Source organism: Acinetobacter legionensis, assembly GCF_057165765.1.
In genome coordinates, this window is record NZ_CM169896.1 from 4,211,173 (window position 1) to 4,228,675 (window position 17,503).

The 17,503-nt window shown below is 38.5% G+C and carries 17 protein-coding genes; 10 read left to right on the top strand and 7 right to left on the bottom strand.

The features are described 5' to 3' along the window. Positions 1-16 precede the first annotated feature (16 nt). Positions 17-1,594 (bottom strand): glutamate--cysteine ligase, encoded by a 1,578-nt coding sequence (gshA, locus tag AC2G3J_RS19325; RefSeq protein WP_336952502.1) that lies wholly within the window; start codon positions 1,592-1,594, stop codon positions 17-19. A 210-nt stretch (positions 1,595-1,804) separates the two neighbouring features. Here gshA and AC2G3J_RS19330 point away from each other — a divergent pair, with 210 nt between their 5' ends. Then, a complete protein-coding gene (locus AC2G3J_RS19330) occupies positions 1,805-2,344 on the top strand; it encodes a DUF924 family protein (protein ID WP_336952503.1) in 540 nt (179 codons plus the stop codon). 100 nt (positions 2,345-2,444) lie between these two features. On the opposite strand, the gene AC2G3J_RS19335 is transcribed toward AC2G3J_RS19330, so the two are convergent. Beyond that, the gene (locus AC2G3J_RS19335) at positions 2,445-2,972 is read right to left on the bottom strand and encodes a dihydrofolate reductase family protein (protein ID WP_336952504.1); all 528 of its coding nucleotides are present in this window, start codon (positions 2,970-2,972) and stop codon (positions 2,445-2,447) included. Positions 2,973-3,194: 222 nt separating this feature from the next. On the opposite strand from AC2G3J_RS19335, the gene AC2G3J_RS19340 reads away from it, so the two are divergent. Further along, positions 3,195-3,761, top strand: coding sequence for a CC0125/CC1285 family lipoprotein (locus AC2G3J_RS19340; protein WP_336952505.1), 567 nt, complete (start codon positions 3,195-3,197; stop codon positions 3,759-3,761). Positions 3,762-3,789: 28 nt separating this feature from the next. Continuing rightward, positions 3,790-5,109: a DUF445 domain-containing protein gene (locus AC2G3J_RS19345; RefSeq protein ID WP_336952506.1), complete on the top strand. Its 1,320-nt coding sequence runs from the start codon at positions 3,790-3,792 to the stop codon at positions 5,107-5,109. A gap of 120 nt (positions 5,110-5,229) precedes the next feature. Here the strand turns inward: AC2G3J_RS19345 and AC2G3J_RS19350 are convergent, their stop codons facing one another. After that, positions 5,230-5,988 (bottom strand): SIMPL domain-containing protein, encoded by a 759-nt coding sequence (locus tag AC2G3J_RS19350; RefSeq protein ID WP_336952507.1) that lies wholly within the window; start codon positions 5,986-5,988, stop codon positions 5,230-5,232. Positions 5,989-6,254: 266 nt separating this feature from the next. Here AC2G3J_RS19350 and AC2G3J_RS19355 point away from each other — a divergent pair, with 266 nt between their 5' ends. Further along, on the top strand, positions 6,255-7,409 hold the full coding sequence (locus AC2G3J_RS19355; protein ID WP_419326929.1) for a methionine aminotransferase: 1,155 nt from the start codon (positions 6,255-6,257) through the stop codon (positions 7,407-7,409). A 127-nt stretch (positions 7,410-7,536) separates the two neighbouring features. Next, the gene (locus AC2G3J_RS19360; RefSeq protein WP_483770460.1) at positions 7,537-8,904 is read left to right on the top strand and encodes an MATE family efflux transporter; all 1,368 of its coding nucleotides are present in this window, start codon (positions 7,537-7,539) and stop codon (positions 8,902-8,904) included. Between the two features lie 93 nt (positions 8,905-8,997). On the opposite strand, the gene AC2G3J_RS19365 is transcribed toward AC2G3J_RS19360, so the two are convergent. Then, positions 8,998-9,843 (bottom strand): SDR family NAD(P)-dependent oxidoreductase, encoded by an 846-nt coding sequence (locus AC2G3J_RS19365; protein WP_336952510.1) that lies wholly within the window; start codon positions 9,841-9,843, stop codon positions 8,998-9,000. 212 nt (positions 9,844-10,055) lie between these two features. Here AC2G3J_RS19365 and AC2G3J_RS19370 point away from each other — a divergent pair, with 212 nt between their 5' ends. The 4 genes from AC2G3J_RS19370 to AC2G3J_RS19385 all read left to right on the top strand — a co-directional run bounded on the left by AC2G3J_RS19370 (position 10,056) and on the right by AC2G3J_RS19385 (position 13,553). Further along, positions 10,056-10,730 carry a TetR/AcrR family transcriptional regulator gene (locus tag AC2G3J_RS19370; RefSeq protein WP_419360598.1) on the top strand — a complete coding sequence of 225 codons (675 nt, stop codon included), beginning with the start codon at positions 10,056-10,058 and terminating at the stop codon, positions 10,728-10,730. A gap of 273 nt (positions 10,731-11,003) precedes the next feature. Next, positions 11,004-11,714: a phosphate regulon transcriptional regulator PhoB gene (gene phoB, locus AC2G3J_RS19375; RefSeq protein WP_004718724.1), complete on the top strand. Its 711-nt coding sequence runs from the start codon at positions 11,004-11,006 to the stop codon at positions 11,712-11,714. A 25-nt stretch (positions 11,715-11,739) separates the two neighbouring features. After that, positions 11,740-13,098, top strand: coding sequence for a phosphate regulon sensor histidine kinase PhoR (gene phoR, locus AC2G3J_RS19380; protein ID WP_419326927.1), 1,359 nt, complete (start codon positions 11,740-11,742; stop codon positions 13,096-13,098). A gap of 23 nt (positions 13,099-13,121) precedes the next feature. Further along, positions 13,122-13,553 carry a hypothetical protein gene (locus AC2G3J_RS19385; RefSeq protein WP_336952513.1) on the top strand — a complete coding sequence of 144 codons (432 nt, stop codon included), beginning with the start codon at positions 13,122-13,124 and terminating at the stop codon, positions 13,551-13,553. A 192-nt stretch (positions 13,554-13,745) separates the two neighbouring features. On the opposite strand, the gene asd is transcribed toward AC2G3J_RS19385, so the two are convergent. From asd to pncB, 3 genes are all read right to left on the bottom strand, one after another. Beyond that, positions 13,746-14,597, bottom strand: coding sequence for an archaetidylserine decarboxylase (gene asd, locus AC2G3J_RS19390; RefSeq protein ID WP_483770461.1), 852 nt, complete (start codon positions 14,595-14,597; stop codon positions 13,746-13,748). Further along, positions 14,594-15,442, bottom strand: a complete 849-nt coding sequence (locus AC2G3J_RS19395) for a sulfurtransferase (protein ID WP_336952516.1) — start codon at positions 15,440-15,442, stop codon at positions 14,594-14,596. The genes asd and AC2G3J_RS19395 overlap by 4 nt, the downstream gene beginning before the upstream one ends. Positions 15,443-15,534: 92 nt before the next feature. Beyond that, entirely contained in the window at positions 15,535-16,761 is a 1,227-nt protein-coding gene (pncB, locus tag AC2G3J_RS19400; protein WP_004718736.1) for a nicotinate phosphoribosyltransferase, read from the bottom strand. Positions 16,762-17,040: 279 nt separating this feature from the next. Between pncB and dtd the strand changes: the two genes are divergently transcribed. Then, entirely contained in the window at positions 17,041-17,481 is a 441-nt protein-coding gene (gene dtd / locus AC2G3J_RS19405; RefSeq protein WP_483770462.1) for a D-aminoacyl-tRNA deacylase, read from the top strand. Positions 17,482-17,503: the final 22 nt, after the last annotated feature.

Below are 17,503 nucleotides of genomic sequence, written 5' to 3' on the forward strand. Positions count from 1 at the left end.
TTATCTAATCAATGCTTTATCTAAATTTACTCAGATAATCCTCGAAACTTATACTTGTATTTTGTTCAAGTTGCTGTTGTTCTGCGAGAGATGTTCGAGTAAGCCCCTCAAAATACGCTAAAGTTTCTGGACTTAATACATGTTGTTCGTAACTTTGGATATGCTGATTGGCCATATAGCCACCAAAATTCCATGTGCCACCTTGCTCTACAGTATCGGCAATCACATGCGCAGATAGTGTTTCATCCACATCATCAATACGTGTTTGCATCACTATCATCGCTTGGCGATATAAATCCGTTGAATAGGATTGATTTAATAAATCTGCAAGGGGTTGCATGGCGGTGACATGCTGTTGAATCCACTCAAGTAATGGATATTCAACACCGGCATCAATGATTTTCGCATTTGGTGCACGACCACGATTGACCACTTCAGCTTGGTTTTGCTCAATAATATCTTGTTCTTCATCCCATAGATCAGGGCTTTCTTTCAGTAAACAATACAACGCAACCACTTCCAAGAAGCCTGCTGTATCTTCATCAATACCTATTGCACTGTATGGATTTACATCTACCGCGCGTAATTCGACATAGCCGATCCCACGATTTGACAAGGCCTGAGAAGGAGTTTCCCCTTCTTGTGGCACTTGTTTTGGACGTACTAAGCTATAGTATTCATTTTCAATTTGTAAGACGTGATCATTAATTTGAATCGGCTTACCATTGGCATCGTTTAAACCTAAATGACTAAACTGTGCATAAGGGGAATTAACCGCTTTTTGTAATTCAGCCACATAACTTTCTAAATTGTTGTAATGAATACCCAATTGTTTTTGTGCGGAATTTTGATAACCAAAACGCCCCATGCGCAATGCTGTTGCATAAGGTAGAAATAATGTGCCTTTAATTAAAGGCAACAATTGATGTTCACGCCCTGTCATAAAGCATTTACAGACTGAAGGGCTTGCACCTACTAAATACATCACTAGAGGAGTTAAACGAATAAAGTTACGGATTAACCCAAGATAACGATGACTGCGATAATCTTGCAGGCTTAATGCTTTAAGTGCTTCATTGCTTTCGTGTTGTTGTAATTGTTCAAATAACGCATCTGGAAAAGACACATTATAGTGCACACCCGAGATTGTCTGCATACGGCGACCATAACGAATGCCTAGGCCATGACGATATAAGGTTTTAAATTGACCAATATTAGATGTGCCATATTGCGCCAAACGAATATTTTCTTCTTTGTCATCCAACATACATGGCATGGACAAAGTCCACAACTTTTCACCATTTTCTAAATGACGATGCACAACAGCATGTACATCTGTTAAAAAGTTTAAGGCTTCAGGAATGCTTTCTTTGGGAGGGGTAATAAACTCCATCAAAGCTTCTGAATAATCTGTGGTGATATGCGGATGTGTTAGGGCTGAGCCTAAAGACTGAGGATGATCAGCCTGTGATAAAAAGCCATTACTTTGCATACGCAGGCTTTCACGTTCGATGCCACGTAACATGCCTCTGAATAAGGTAGAATCCACCCAATTTGGTACTAATGATTGGGAAATCGTTTCGGGTTGACTCATACTTACTCGCTTATCTTAAAGAATTTTTTAAAATAAAATGTTTTGATGCCCGCAGTATAACGTTATTTATCGATATACACGTATAAGCATCGTTGTTTTAAATCAATTATTCATTTTATTTCGGAAAAGTTTTTAACACAAACTACCTCTACAAGACATTTAAAATTTGTGATTTTATAGAAAAATCATCACTAAAGAATTGTAACTACTATGAATTATCAAGAAATTATCGATTTTTGGTTTAGTGAAGAAACTCAGCCATTTTGGTTCGCAAAAAGTGACGCATTCGATCAAACTTTGCACCAGCGATTTGCACATACCTTGGATCAAGCCAAACATTGTGAACTATGGACTTGGCGCGCCACAGCAGAAGGTCGCTTGGCTGAAATTATTGTTTTGGATCAATTCTCGCGTAATTTGTATAGAGATCATGCTGAATCTTTTGCACAAGATGCCTTGGCACTTGCGTTATCACAAGAAGCCATTCAGCTAAATTTAGATCAGCAATTAAGCCCTGAACAGCGTTCATTCCTGTATATGCCATTTATGCACAGTGAATCAAAAATTATCCATATTCAAGCTTTACAACTTTTTGAAGAGTTGGGCAATCCACTCAATCTAGATTTTGAGAAAAAGCATAAAGTGATTATTGATCGTTTTGGGCGTTATCCTCACCGTAATCAAATTTTAGGGCGAAGCTCAACGGTAGAAGAAATTGAATTTTTAAAACAGCCAAATAGTCATTTTTAATCCTATTCATTTTCATCTAAACAGCTTATGCAGAAATATTTTGCATAATCTGTTTTAGTACCTTATCTAAATCATAATGACCCACAACAATCATCAACTTTTAGAAAACATAGCTGTGTTTAATAATGGTATTTTCAATCATTTCAGCATGTATGGACTTTAACTGCTGTTCACGCGAGTCAAAACTTGGAAAGAGCGGTATGCCCTTTCCAAGAAGAACAGGCATGATAAAAACTTCTAAGGTATTGAGTAGCTTCTGTTCAATAAAGGTATTCTGCAATTGTGTTCCACCGACAATCCAGACATTACCGTTATAATTCTGTTTAAGGTGCTCAACAAGTTCATCCACACCTAAGTTCCACCGCGAAAGCGAGGCATGAGTTAAAGCTAAATCAGGATTAGAAGTGACGATAAATCCTTTCTGGTCTGGATAAGGCCACGCCTCACCAAAAGAACAAATCACTTCATAGGTTTTACGCCCCATAATCACAATATCGATATCTTGGATAAAATCATCATATCCACAATCAATACTTTGAAATGGCGCTAAAAAATCTACAGAACCATCTAGTGTTGCAATATAGCCATCTGCGCTTGTTGCAATATAGCCTTTGATTTGAATACTCATTAATTTCTCTATAAACAAGGTCCATTTTTATTATGGATCAAATACGCATAATACTGGGCTTACTGTTTAAACTTTATGTGAACCACCATTTTCCATGATCGATATCATCTTGAATTAACAAAATTCTTCTTGAAATTCATTGTCAGTCCATCAATTTAGAACAATATACAGAGGATTAAAAATTCATTAAATTCCATCCAGAAGAATGGAAAGGAGAGACACATGAACAAAGTACTCATTGGTCTGGTTATTGCAGTGGCACTCACCTTCACAGGTTGTGCAACGACCCCTAGCAAACCGCGTACCTTTGACCAGCTTGGACAATACACCACGGTACCTCTCAATGATCATAGCTATCGCATCAGTTTCCAAGGTAATAGCAATATGAGTTTTGGAACAGCTGAAGAAATTAATCTTGTCAAAGCTGCACAAACAACGCTTTTAAATGGATTTACTTACTTCAAGGTTTTAGATGACCCAAGCAATCGAACTCAGCAACCGCCTCGTAAAGCAGTAGTTTATCCGTCATCAAACTACTATCCATATGGCTGGGGCTATCGTCGTCATCCTGTGTTCTGGAATGACCCATTTTATGATATGCCACAAGTCGTGACCATTGACCCTGTTCAAATTTCCTATACGATAGAATGTTATAAAGATAAAAAATCATCGCCGAATGATGCATTTGACGCTCGTCTGATTTTGCAATCTTTAGGACAAAAATATGGTGTTAGTCCGACAGGACAAGTACTGCAACCACAGCCTGATGCTGTAACATCAACGAAATAAAAATGCAGAAATCTATTTAGGAAAATGAATGAGCGGAATTGAACAAAGTGAAGTTCTTAATGAAATTCCAAACTTAGATCGAAGCAAACGCTTTGCGACCATCGCCTTGGTGGTGGCTGTTGTCGCATGGTTTGCTTTGATCATTTCCGCCAAACTGATGCCTGAGTACGCTTGGTTTATTCATATTCTCATGCTGGGCGCTGAAGCTGGCGTGGTCGGTGGCTTAGCCGATTGGTATGCGATTACCGTATTGTTCCGTAATCCCTTTGGGAAAATTCCCATTCCTAAATTTCTAAAAGATCACACCGAAATCATTCCACGTAATAAAGCACGTATTGCGGAATCGATGGGTAAATTTGTCCAAGAGAATTTTCTATCTCCACAAATTGTTGAACGTAGTTTAAAAAGTATTGATCTTAGTTTTGCTGTCGGTCAATGGCTGGCCAATCCTAAAAATAACGGTCAAGTGGTGGACGTAATTCAGCAAACGGTTCCGAAAATTTTTGAATTTGTGGGGCAAGACCAAATTGGACGCTTTATTCAAAACAACAGTGTTCAATGGGTTCGAAATACTCGAATGAACCAATTGGCAAGTGAAATGTTGCGCGCAGTTTTAGAAAATGATTTTCATCAAGATGTATTACAACGTGGACTGGATATTGCCCATGAATGGATGATGACCCATCCTGAAAAAACCCGTGAAATCACTCAAACTATGTTTAAAGAGCTTGGTGTTTCCCGTCTTGCTAAAGGTGCCAGCTGGATTGGGATTGATGTTGAGCAACGGACCATTGATTCAGTGATTGAAAAAGTGGAATCCATGCTTGCTGATCACGAGCATCCTATTCGTCAAAAAATTGAAGAAGCTGCACATGAGCTTATGTTGCAATTGGCGGATAACAATAGTCATGCCAGCATAAGTTTAAATGAAACCAAGAATGCTCTTTTAGACAGCGAACCGGTACTCAACTTTATTACTGGTGCCGTGGTGATTTTATGTGATGCGGTTAAATCTGACTTGCTTAAAGCAGACTCGGGTATTGCCATGAATTTACGTATCGCCATTCAACAGCTTGGTGAAAACTTGATGCAAAATCAGTCTGTACGAGAATTATTGAATGATCGAATCAGCGGAATTGCCATCAATTTAAGTGACCAATATAGTGAGAAAGTGATTAAATTTATTAGTCAACGTATCCATGAATGGGACTCTACCGAAATGATCGCCAAGATTGAAAATGAGGTAGGTGGTGATTTACATATGATCCGTGTCAATGGTGTTGTAGTAGGCGCATTTATTGGTCTAAGTTTAGGTGTGATTCGTGCTGTGATTGATTTTGCGATTTAAGAATACAATAAAATGGATTCTATCTTAGGTATTTGGCTAATCGTGATGAATCATATTTAAATCATAAAAAAATGGGAGTCTAGCTCCCATTTTTTAGCACTGGACTTTTTATCAACTGTATCAATCAATCGCATAATTGATGGTCACGACAACACGCGCAATTTTATTAATGGTGGCTTTGTCATAAGCACCGCCATAATCGCTATCATCATCAGAACCACTTTCAGGTAAAATATAAAACGCTCCCTGACTTGCAGAACGCATCGCACCGACTTTTACCCCTCCGACCTTTGCAAACTCATTGGCGCGACTATGCGCATTTTTAGTTGCATTGGCGATCAATGACATTTTTATTTCTTCTAGATTTGACACTAAATACTGCGGTTTCTGCTCGATGGATATGCCTTTTTCATCTAATAAATAAGCATCTTTTGCTGCTTTTTCAATCTTTTGAATATCACGACTATCAATCACCAACGACTGCATCGCAGTATAACCTCTAAACTCACGAGTAACTTTCCCATCTCCCTGATTAACTTCCTCATAATAGGGTTGAGAGCTTTTATTACCCAATTTCATTTCTGTTGCCTTAAATCCACGCTCAACAAAGAAATCTTGTAACGCTTTTATTTCTTGATCCAACAATTGATAGGCGGCTGAAACACTGTCTGAAGCATGACTGGTTTGCAGATGAATTTCCCAGCGTGCTAAATCCGCTTGTATGGGTTTTTCAGCCAACCCTTTGACGACTATTGAATTTTTTTCTCCATTAAACTGCTTAAGTGCATAGCCCAAGACACTTGCGGAGATAATGAATCCTAAACTTAGAATGAGTGCAAAGACCCATAAAGTTTTATATGTGATTGATTTATTTTCCATTATTGTAGTATCGCTAAAATTATTATAAATAAGTTATAGTCAGGATCCTACCGCAAGTCAACTTACTTTGACTCTAGAACAACATCGCTTTAATGAACTTCACCCAACATACTCTGTAACAACATATTACCCCTCTCAAATCTAATTTCTCTATCTTAAATTCCTACAGCACCTCTCCCCCTAACCAATAGATTACTTAATCCTATTCAGCTCCTTAAAACGACCTGCTAAACTGCCACTAATACATTTATAAAATCAGTCTGGTCATGATCGAAATCCACTCCAAACTCCCTGCTCAAGGTGTCACCATTTTTAGCATCATGACCGCTATGGCACATCGTCTTAACGCCCTTAACCTGTCACAAGGTTTTCCAGACTTTGATGCACCACCAGCGTTGCTACAAGCACTCAGCCAAGCTACATTAGATGGTTTTAACCAATACGCAGCAGGTGATGGTTTATTAGCCCTAAGAGAACAACTGGCTCAACTGTTTTTAAAACGTGATCAATTACAACTTGATCCAGTCACCGAAATCACCATCACTCCTGGGGCAACGATCGGGATTTTTAGTGCCATACAAGCTATCATTCATCAAGACGATGAAGTGATTATTTTTGATCCAAGCTATGACAGCTATGCTCCGAGCGTGCAATTGGTCGGTGGTAAAGCCATTCATATTCCACTCAATGCGCCTGAGTTTTCTGTGGATTGGAATCAAGTCAAATCTGCAATTACAGATAAAACCCGTATGGTCATTGTAAATACCCCACACAATCCAACTGGCGCGATTTGGTCTAAACAAGACTGGCTAAATTTAATTGAATTAATCCAAGATAAAAATATTATTGTGCTTTCAGACGAAGTCTATGAGCATTTGATTTATGACGGCGAAAAACATTATTCAGCATTGTCATTTCCTGAACTCAGAGAACGTAGTTTTGTGGTCGGTTCTTTTGGTAAAACTTTCCATGTAACAGGTTGGAAAACAGGTTATTGCATTGCGACACCCGAGCTCATGAAAGTATTCCGTCAAATTTATCAATTTGCCAACTTCTGTGGGGTAACACCCGTACAAATGGCGCTTGCCAATTTTATGCAACAGCATCCTGAACATATTGACGATCTATCAAGCTTCTATCAGCAAAAACGTGACCTGTTTATTTCAGGTATTGCGAATTCAAAATTCAGTTTAATTCCCTCTCAAGGCACATTCTTTCAAAATGTTGATTACAGCCAAATTCGCCCAGATTTAAATGATATCGATATGTGTAAATTCTTAGCGGAAGAACATAAAATTGTGGCGATTCCAGTTTCTGTTTTTTATAAGCAAGCCCCTGAAAATTTACGTTTAGTGCGTTTTTGTTTTGCCAAAAAGGAGCAAACTTTGATTCAGGCCTGTGAAATTTTAACCCAAATTTAATCCCAACCCATACAGATCATCTCTGTAAAATTAAAGCCTGAGTTACTCAAATACTCAGGCTTTTTTCTCAGCGTTTGTTATATTATCAATAAGATAAAGATACTCGAAATAGACAGTAGAATAAAAGATGCCAGCTCGTCCCGATATGCTTCACCAACCCAAATTCTGGAAGGTTTTTTTAATCTTCCTTGGTCCATTGATTCTAACCAATATTCTGCAAAACCTGTCTGGAACAATTAATACCATTTTTGTTGGGCAAATGCTGGGAGTAGAAGCGATTGCCGCAATTTCAGTATTTTTTCCGATCCTATTTTTATTGCTGGCTTTTGTGATTGGTCTATCTACAGGTGCGACTGTTCTAGTTGGACAAGCTTGGGGTGCTAAAGATATCGAAAAAGTGCGTACCATTGTTGGCGCATTGTTATTTATGACCCTCATTGGTGGATCAATCATTGCCTTTTTAGGGGTGTTTTTTGCCAAACAGATTCTATTGCTTTTGGGGATAGATCCCAAAATCATGCATCTTGCCCTGCCCTATGTTCAATGGATGTTAATGAGTAGTCCTTTTCTATTCATCTACATCACCTATACGTCTATTTTACGTGGTGTGGGTGACAGTACCACACCATTGATGGCTTCAAGTCTAACGATCATTGTTGGCGTCATTGTAACTCCAGCGTTGATTGGCGGTTATTTTGGGCTACCTAAGCTCGGCATTATTGCTCCAGCAATTGCCAGTGGCCTAGGCTTTATTTCAACTTTAGTTTTCCTTTATGTCTATTTGAATAAAAAAGATCATGCTTTAAGACCTGATGCAGCGTTAATCCAACATATCCGCTATCACCCTCAATTTAGTCGCAGTATCTTGCGCTTGGGTGTGCCGACAGGTATTCAAATGGTGACCAACTCGGTCGCAGGACTGGTGGTGATTGGACTGGTCAATCAACATGGCGCTCACGCAACAGCAGCATATGGTGCAGTCAACCAAGTCCTGAACTATATCCAATTCCCTGCTTTGTCGATTGCCATTGCTGGTTCTATCTTCGCAGCTCAAGCTATTGGTGCTGGGAAATCTGAACTACTGGCAAAAGTGACGCGAACAGCGCTGTTGAGTAATATCGTGATTACAGGTTCATTGGTACTCTTGGCCTATATTTGTTCAAAATATTTGATGGCATTGTTTATTACAGATCCGTCTGTAATTGAGTTGGGTCAGCAATTACTATTTATCGTGTTGTGGTCAATTATATTTTTTGGAGCAAGTGCAATTTTTGCTTCGATCATGCGGGCCAGCGGAACTGTGACTGTGCCTATGATTTTTAATATTTTATCCATTCTGCTCATTGAAGTTCCGTGTGCCTACTTATTTAGTCAATGGTTTGGTTTACAAGGCATTTGGTATGCGCTTGCCCTGACCTTTTTCAGTCTATGTCTTATGCAAGGTCTTTATTACCAATTTATCTGGAAAAAGAAAACCATTGAGATCTTAATTTAAACGAATGGATATTAAGTTGTTATTCAACCCATTATTTCTCAAAGTCTAAAATGAAAAAAACCGTCAGCTTGACGGTTTTTTAATATCAATCAACTATTTTGGTTCTAACTTTTTACTAAACTTAGTCGCAAAACCTGTAATTTTTTGATATCCAGTCGGTAAAATACGCTGAATTAAATCTAAGGTTTTTGCATCATTCCCAATAAGTAAACGGCGCTTGTCTTTCAATACAGCATCCAACATTTGTTGAGCAGCATCTTCTGGAGGCATACGCAATAATTTATTAAATGCTTTTGCTGATTTCTCAGGGTTCATCCCCAAAGAACGTAAGCTGTCATTCATACGCGCATCATTTGCAATATTGGTACGAATACCGCCAGGATGAACACATAGAGCAGATACGCCACACTTTTCAATGTCTAATTCTTGACGTAATGATTCAGTAAAACCACGTACCGCAAATTTAGATGCATTGTATGCAGACTGGGTCGGCTGAGCCGTTAAACCAAATAAGCTCGAAATGTTGATGATATGTCCATCACCTGTTTTCTTGATATAAGGCAAAAATTCTTTTGTTCCATAGACAACGCCCCAGAAATTGATATTCATAATCCATTCAAGTTCGTCATAAGATGCACCTTCTACGGTAGATCCTAAAGCTACACCAGCATTGTTAAAAATCATGTTTACAGAACCATGATTTTGCACAGTATCCTCAGCCCAAGCTCGCATTTCTTCAACTTTGGCAACATTCACTTTTTTTGAGGTCACACGGACATTATATGGTTTGACCAGTTCAACGGTTTCAGATAAACCTTTTTCATTCACATCACTAATGGATAAATGACAACCTGCTTTTGCCAATAAAATAGCAAGTTGTTGTCCCATACCAGAGCCAGCACCAGTAATTGCAGCGACTTTGTTTTTAAAATTTTTCATTGTCTATCCTTTTTTAAACCCGCACAAAGCATTCAGAGTGATGTGCAGCTCACTTGCTCAATATAATTTTGACAATCATTATTGTCAATATTATATTGTGATTTAACCGATGTTTTTTTATACAAAAATTCTAGAATAGGTTTCAATGGCTTTTATTGCTAAAATAAGCGCTTCTTTGTGACAATCAAATATGACACGAGTAATTTTTTACAATGAATGAACCACTTTCAACTGAAAAGAAAACTATAAATAAAGCAGTCAAAGAACGTCAATTTAAGGGTATGTCCTTATCTGAGCGAAAACTTGCACGTCGAGAAAAGTTGATCGAAGCAGGGATTGAAGCCTACGGCACGCATGGTTTTTTTTCTGTCACCGTTAAAGATATTTGTAATGAAGCGAAACTGACTGAACGTTATTTTTATGAGTCCTTCAAAAAAAGTGAAGAACTGTTCCAAGTCATCTTTCTACAACTGATTGAACAATTACAACAAACCGTGATGCAAGGGGTCATGCAAGCAGCACCTGATCCTAAAAATATGATCCGTGGTGGCTTAACTGCAATCTTTACCATGTTAAAAAATGATCCACGTGTGGCGCGTATTATTTATATTGACGCCATGCTGGTTCAAGAACTGCATAATCATGCCACAATCCATGAAACGATGGGCCGTTTTGACCGATTAATTCACTCCTTTGTTACCCTAATGATGCCGCATATTGAACGCAGTGAACAAGAAATTTCCTTGGTTGCCACAGGTTTAAATGGCTATGTGACTCAAATTGCGGTTCGCTGGGTCATGGGTGGATTTAAACAATCGCTTGAAGAAATTGTCTCAGCATGTGAAATTGTATTTGTATCGCTGATTGATTCATTTTCATCTCAATAAGATTGTTAGCTTAAATATTTTTGTCATCAAATCGTCATAAAAATGTCAAATATCTCATTTTTATTTTCAATTTAAATAAATTTCTTTTCATAAAATGGAAGATTTATTTAAAAATTTCATGGATTATTCATCATATCGACGATTATTTGTCACATTTTTTTGCAAAAATTCGTCAACATCTTCTTTTTGCAATGATACTGTCATAATTAATCTTTGTAATAAGCCTGTCATAAATAAAAGACGGTACACCGTTCATACATAGGATATTGCGTTGTGAAAGATGACTATATATTAATCGTCGATGACGAACTTCCGATTCGAGAAATGATTCATACCTCATTGGATATGGCAGGCTTTCAATGCTTGCAAGCTGAAGATGCAAAACAAGCCCATCAAATGATTGTTGACCAACGACCATCTTTGATTTTACTCGATTGGATGATGCCTGGCGGTGTGAGCGGTGTAGACTTATGTCGTCGCTTAAAACGTGATGAAAATTTGGCAGAAATTCCCGTCATCATGTTGACAGCACGCGGTGAAGAAGACCATAAAGTTCAAGGTCTTGATGCTGGTGCAGATGACTATATGACCAAACCATTCTCTACTCGTGAATTGGTTTCTCGTATCAAAGCAGTACTTCGTCGTGCCAATGCCCTGAGTGGCGAAAAAACCATTGATGCCAATGGATTAATTCTTGATCCAGTGAGCCAACGCGTCAGTTTTAGTGATAATATTTTGGAAATGGGTCCAACAGAATACCGATTATTGGCATTTTTTATGACTCATCCTGAACGTGCTTATACACGTGCCCAGTTACTCGATCAGGTCTGGGGTGGCAACGTGTATATTGAAGACCGTACGATTGACGTACACATCCGCCGCTTACGTAAAGTGCTTGAACCATATGGCGCCGATCGCTACGTACAAACTGTACGTGGAACGGGTTATCGTTTCTCTACCCGTGCAGATGTTGCCTTAGGTTAAGCATTCTCAAGGTAAATAATTTTCTATGTATGAACCCTACCCCGTCCCAGATCTTGCGCGAGAACATAAAAAATTTCGTTACAGTAGCTTGTGGGAATTTGCAAAACAAGATTTACGCCTGCTTGGTTTTTTACTCATCATTGGTGGATTTATTGGTTTAGGGATAGGGTATTTTTGGATTACTATTTCCATCGGTTTTGCGGTTTTTTTCCTATTTCAATTACGCTCTTTATACTTGGTGAATGAATGGATTTCGAATCGTCCTTACGATTCTCCGCCCAATTTAGAGGGTATTTGGGGAGCGCTATTGTTTAATGTTTATCGCGCACAACGCCAAGAACGTGTGGTTCAGGCTGAAATGGTCGGCTTGATTGACCGTGCCCAATCTTCACTGATTGCTTTGGCCGAAGCTGTTGTTTTAACGGATGAATTACATCAGATTGAATGGTGGAATCCTGCGGCAGAAAGACTGTTGGGCATTCAACCTCTAGATCGTGGGCGTAATATCTTGACCATTATCCGCCAGCCGAGCTTTATTGAATATTTTAATAATATCGACCAATCTCCAGATGGCATTAAAATAAAATCTTCTGTTTATGAAGAGCATTATGTACAGATTAAACTCACACGTTTTGGCAGTGAAAGCCGTTTGCTCGTCGCTTACGATGTGACACGTGTACATAATCTAGAACAGATGCGCAAAGACTTTGTCGACAATATTTCACATGAACTGCGTACACCACTCACTGTACTCAGTGGTTATATCGAAACATTTACCGACCAAGAGGATTTAAATCCGCGCTGGAAACGAGCATTTGAACAGATGCAATCGCAAACACGTCGTATGAATGCGTTGGTCAATGACTTACTCTTGCTTTCACGTTTGGAAGGTAATAAACAAGTCGCAAAAAATCAAATCATCGATATGCCGAATTTGATGAATCAGCTTTTTGATGATGCACAAGCCTACAATGTTGATTACGGACATACTTTAAACTTAGATATCGACAGCCATTGTGACCTGATTGGTTCCGATGCAGAACTTGCCAGTGCGTTTAGTAATTTAATTACCAATGCGATTAAATACACTCCAAAAGGTGGCACCGTTACAATCGGCTGGCATGATGACAGTGAACATGGTTATTTTACCGTTGAAGATACCGGGATCGGGATTGACCCAAAACATATTCCACGTTTAACTGAACGCTTTTATCGCGTAGACAGTGCACGAAGCCGTCAAACGGGTGGAACAGGTTTAGGGCTAGCTATTGTGAAGCATGTTTTAATGCAACATAATGCTTACTTAGAAATTGATTCTAAAGAAAATCAAGGGTCTATTTTTAGAGTGGTTTTTCCCAAAGAGCGCCTTGATTTTGCAGGTTAATATTTGTTTTTTGATTAATTCTAATGAAACTATTTTTAGATTGTGAATTTAATGGCTTTGGCGGTGAATTAATTTCACTGGCATTGGTTGACGAGAATAATCAGCATTTTTATGAAGTTTTAGAATGCTTAGACCCAATTACTTGGGTTAAAGACCATGTCATGCCTCGTTTAAATCGAAAACCGATTCCCTTAGCGCAATTTCAAAGTCGCTTACAGATTCATTTATCTCGATATACAAGTCTTGAAATTGTGGCAGATTGGCCTGAAGACTTTGCCTTATTTACCCGTAGTCTTATGCTTTCAGCTGGGAAATGTATCCAAACACCTCCGCTCACCATGCAGTTATGGATGCAGGATCCAATCGAAACCCATGTTGCCTCTGAAAATCCACACAATGCATTAGCAGATGCACACGCTTTAAAGCTGTCTTATTTCAATGCCTATCATCTTTGATTTATTCTAAAAATAAAACCAATTTATATAACGGGCTCTTTAAATTGCGACTTATACCGGAATTCTTACATTAATTTTCTAAGAAATTCTTCATTATATCGTTATATTCATGCACTTATTTAAGATGCTATAAGGCTTTAGACTCGGTGACTCTCTACAACAGAAAGTACACCTCATGATAGAATAAGCAAATTAAACGGTATGCCCTAAAGCTTCACCCATCACTACAATAGAATTAGCTTTAAACTGTTCATCCCAAGTAATTTTATTCTGTTCAAACAATATAACTGCGGTTGAACCTAAATAAAAACGTCCAAGCTCAGCACCCTTTTCTAAGGCCAAATCGTGCTGGTTTAACTCTAAACGCCCTGTTGGTTTTACTTTACCAGTTGCCACAGTTTCAATTCCTGCAACAATCATTGCCCCCACTAGAACAACGGCCATACGTCCTAATTCGGTATCAAACAAACATACCATACGCTCATTACGCGCAAATAAACCTGGAATATTCTCTGCTGTAGTTTGGTTTACAGAAAATAATTCACCGGGGATATACAAAGTTTCTGTCAACGTTCCTGCAAATGGCATATGAACACGGTGATAATCACGTGGTGATAAATAAACCGTGGCAAATTCACCATTGATAAATGGTGTAGCCAATTGTGGGTCGCCAATCAGTTTGTCTACAGAAAAACTTTGGCCTTTGGCCTGAAATACATCACCATCTTTAATTTTACCCAACTGAGAAATTGCACCATCTGCTGGAGAGACAATACTGGTCTGATCTACATCTATCTCTCGCACACCATCTTTTAAAGCACGGGTAAAAAATTCATTGAATGATTTATATTTTAAAGCATCACTTTGCTCAGCAATAGAAAGGTCTATCCCATACTGGGCTTTAAATGCTTGAATCGCTATATTTTTAACAATTGGATTTTCACTGGCTGCAACTTTACCAACAACTCGACTGAGTTGTTGTTGTGGAATGACTTTTTGTGCTTGGATAAAAATTTGTTTTTTTAACGCTGATGTAAGACTCACGCAGGTGATTCTCCAGTAATAATTGGACTATCGAGGCGATTGCCCCACTCGCTCCACGCACCATCATAGGCTTGAATATTCCAATTCAATAACCGCCCCAAGATATAAGCCAAACCAGAACGATGATGTGACTGACAGTACACCACCACAGGCTGGTCAAATTGAAAGCCTAATTGTTCTAGACGTTGTTGCGTGCGTTCAAGAGGATGCAATTTTAAATGATTTTGACGATTAATTGCAGTACTCCATTCAAAATGTTGTGCATTTGGAATGTGACCGCCGCGTCGCGCTGCCAACCGCTGTCCCGTATACTCTTCTGAAGTTCGACAATCCCAAACTTGAATCGCTTGCTGCTCAACCTTTTGCAACAATTGAGCATATTCAATCCGGTGCTGATCAAGATGTTGTAAATTGACCGTAACCAAGGCTTCAACTTTGCTAAAGCTTTCCGCTTCCGCCGAAGTCGGATAGCCTGCTGCTAGCCACGCATGAATTCCACCATTGAGTAAGCTGGTATTATAAAAACCAAGGCAATGTAAATTCCAGATCAAACGCCCAGCCCAAGCACCACCTTCATCATCATAGACCACGACATGATGTTCTGGAGAGATGTTCAAATAGCCAATCAGCGCTTTTAAACCATCCTCATCAGGCAATAACCCTGAAGCTTGTTCTTCCTGTCGCACCAGCAGTTGCGGTTTAACATGCAATGCATGTGGAATATGTAATTGATCATACACAGAGCTACGACTTAGATCGACAATACGAATTTTGTCATGCCCTAAAAATGGCACAAGTTGTTCTGCTTCTATGAGTAATTCGAAGTTAAAGGCTGATGTAGTCATACGTTTTTCTATTTTAAGACCTTGAGCACAAATGATCTTAGCACAGTGTTTTTTACCAATATGCTGATTTTTCACATTCTTTTAGCAAAAATTCAGATATCAATTTTCACTGCTTCGACAACTTCAGGTATTTCAAAGACCTGTCGTAAGTATGCTAAGAAAGTATCGTTGTCTGTCATGGTTTTTCCGGGACTATCTGAAATTTTTGCCACTGATTGACCGTTACATTCCACCAGTTTTAACACGATATTGAGTGGGGTTTGCCCCATATCATTGGTCAAATTCGTACCAATACCAAAACTGACTTGAAAGCGATCTTTAAAGTATTGATACAACGCCCACGCACGCTCTATATCTAATCCATCACTAAACGTCAGCATCTTGGTTTTGGTATCAATTTTTAGTTTTCGGTAGTGTTGATAAGCTTTATCACCCCATTCAAATGGGTCACCACTGTCATGACGTAAGCCATCAAATAGCTTGGCAAAATACAAATCAAAATCTTGTAAGAATGCATCCATACCAACCACATCGGTCAAGGCAATGCCCAAATCGCCACGATACTCTTGTACCCATGTTTCTAAAGCAGCTTTTTGAAAATCTCTTAAGCGGACATCTAGCGCTTGGAATGCTTGTAGAAACTCATGTGCCATGGTTCCAATTGGATGAATATTTAATTCTTTTGCCAAGAGGACATTACTGGTACCTCTAAATACATTGGGTACAGCTGCATGGAAGGTCTGGATCACATGTCTTTGCCAATCTAGACTATAGCGACGGCGAGTACCAAAATCTGAAACTAAAAAGGGAGGAGCTTGTGTGCCTTGTTGTTGTTCAAATTTCTTTAATAATTCAACTTTGGCTTGTAGACGACGTTCACCTTCAACATAAATGTCATCATTACGAATCCGGCTAAAATAAAGTTCATTGACAATCGCCAGAACAAAAATTTCAAACATCATCGCCTGAACCATTGGGCCTTCAACCCAAATGTCTAAACGACCTTGTTCATCAATACCCGCTTTAATAAAACGACGTTTCAGTTGGAATAATTCTAAATAGTCGACAAAATCACTTTTGATAAAACGCATACTGCGTAAATATTGCAATTCATCTTCTTGGAATTTGAGTAAGCAGAGATGATCGAGTTGCTCGTTCAAATCATCCAGAATATCCGTCAAGGGATAAACCGTAGCATCTAAATTACGACAGCGAAAATGATACACACTGTGCGTTTGTGGAAATTTATGTAGCACCACTTGTAACATGGTAAATTTATATAAATCTGTATCGAGCAAGGATTGGATGATTGGCGCCATATCTATTTTAATTTCGCTATGCTGTTTTTATTAAAGCATATTTTTCACTGAGATAACGTAATCATTTATAAGTGATGAACTATATTTTCAGTTAGGCTCAACATAAATCTCGGCATATTTGTTTTTTTAATTTATCTATTTATATTAGAATGCCATAAATTCTATTTTTATTCAAAAGCTTACCAATAGATTCAGCTCTACATCAATGACTTACTCACATCATCTTACTGAGTTTTCCCTGTTAGAATAGGCTTATCATATTTTAGTCTTATTGTTTATATGCGCGCATTATTACAAAGAGTGTTAGAAGCCAAAGTCGTTGTTGAGGGTGAAACCACTGGAGAAATTCAAAAAGGAATTTTGGTTTTTCTAGGCTTAGCTAAGGATGACAATTTTGAAAAAGGTCGAAAATTAATTGATAAAATTTTGAAATATCGTTTTTTTGATGATGAGCAAGGCAAAATGGGGTGGAACGTCAGCCAAGCCAATGGCGAGATTTTATTGGTTTCTCAATTCACATTAATGGCACAAACGCAAAAAGGCTTGCGTCCAGACTTTGGACCAGCCATGCCGCCCACTGAAGCTCAAGCGCTTTATCAACAATTGGTTGATTATGCTCGATCACAATTTAAAAACGTTGAAACAGGTATTTTCGCAGCAGATATGAAAGTTCATTTGGTCAATGATGGACCAGTGACCTTTAACTTGGAAGTTGAATAATCAAAATCTTGATCTTAATGGC

Coding starts and splice junctions, on each gene's coding strand:
- gshA (WP_336952502.1), bottom strand. CDS start 1,594: ATGAGTCAACCCGAAACGATTTCCCAATCATTAGTACCAAATTGGGTG.
- AC2G3J_RS19365 (WP_336952510.1), bottom strand. CDS start 9,843: ATGAAAAATTTTAAAAACAAAGTCGCTGCAATTACTGGTGCTGGCTCT.
- AC2G3J_RS19345 (WP_336952506.1), top strand. CDS start 3,790: ATGAGCGGAATTGAACAAAGTGAAGTTCTTAATGAAATTCCAAACTTA.
- phoR (WP_419326927.1), top strand. CDS start 11,740: ATGTATGAACCCTACCCCGTCCCAGATCTTGCGCGAGAACATAAAAAA.
- AC2G3J_RS19360 (WP_483770460.1), top strand. CDS start 7,537: ATGCCAGCTCGTCCCGATATGCTTCACCAACCCAAATTCTGGAAGGTT.
- dtd (WP_483770462.1), top strand. CDS start 17,041: ATGCGCGCATTATTACAAAGAGTGTTAGAAGCCAAAGTCGTTGTTGAG.
- AC2G3J_RS19385 (WP_336952513.1), top strand. CDS start 13,122: ATGAAACTATTTTTAGATTGTGAATTTAATGGCTTTGGCGGTGAATTA.
- AC2G3J_RS19330 (WP_336952503.1), top strand. CDS start 1,805: ATGAATTATCAAGAAATTATCGATTTTTGGTTTAGTGAAGAAACTCAG.
- AC2G3J_RS19395 (WP_336952516.1), bottom strand. CDS start 15,442: ATGACTACATCAGCCTTTAACTTCGAATTACTCATAGAAGCAGAACAA.
- AC2G3J_RS19370 (WP_419360598.1), top strand. CDS start 10,056: ATGAATGAACCACTTTCAACTGAAAAGAAAACTATAAATAAAGCAGTC.
- AC2G3J_RS19355 (WP_419326929.1), top strand. CDS start 6,255: ATGATCGAAATCCACTCCAAACTCCCTGCTCAAGGTGTCACCATTTTT.
- AC2G3J_RS19350 (WP_336952507.1), bottom strand. CDS start 5,988: ATGGAAAATAAATCAATCACATATAAAACTTTATGGGTCTTTGCACTC.
- AC2G3J_RS19340 (WP_336952505.1), top strand. CDS start 3,195: ATGAACAAAGTACTCATTGGTCTGGTTATTGCAGTGGCACTCACCTTC.
- AC2G3J_RS19335 (WP_336952504.1), bottom strand. CDS start 2,972: ATGAGTATTCAAATCAAAGGCTATATTGCAACAAGCGCAGATGGCTAT.
- pncB (WP_004718736.1), bottom strand. CDS start 16,761: ATGGCGCCAATCATCCAATCCTTGCTCGATACAGATTTATATAAATTT.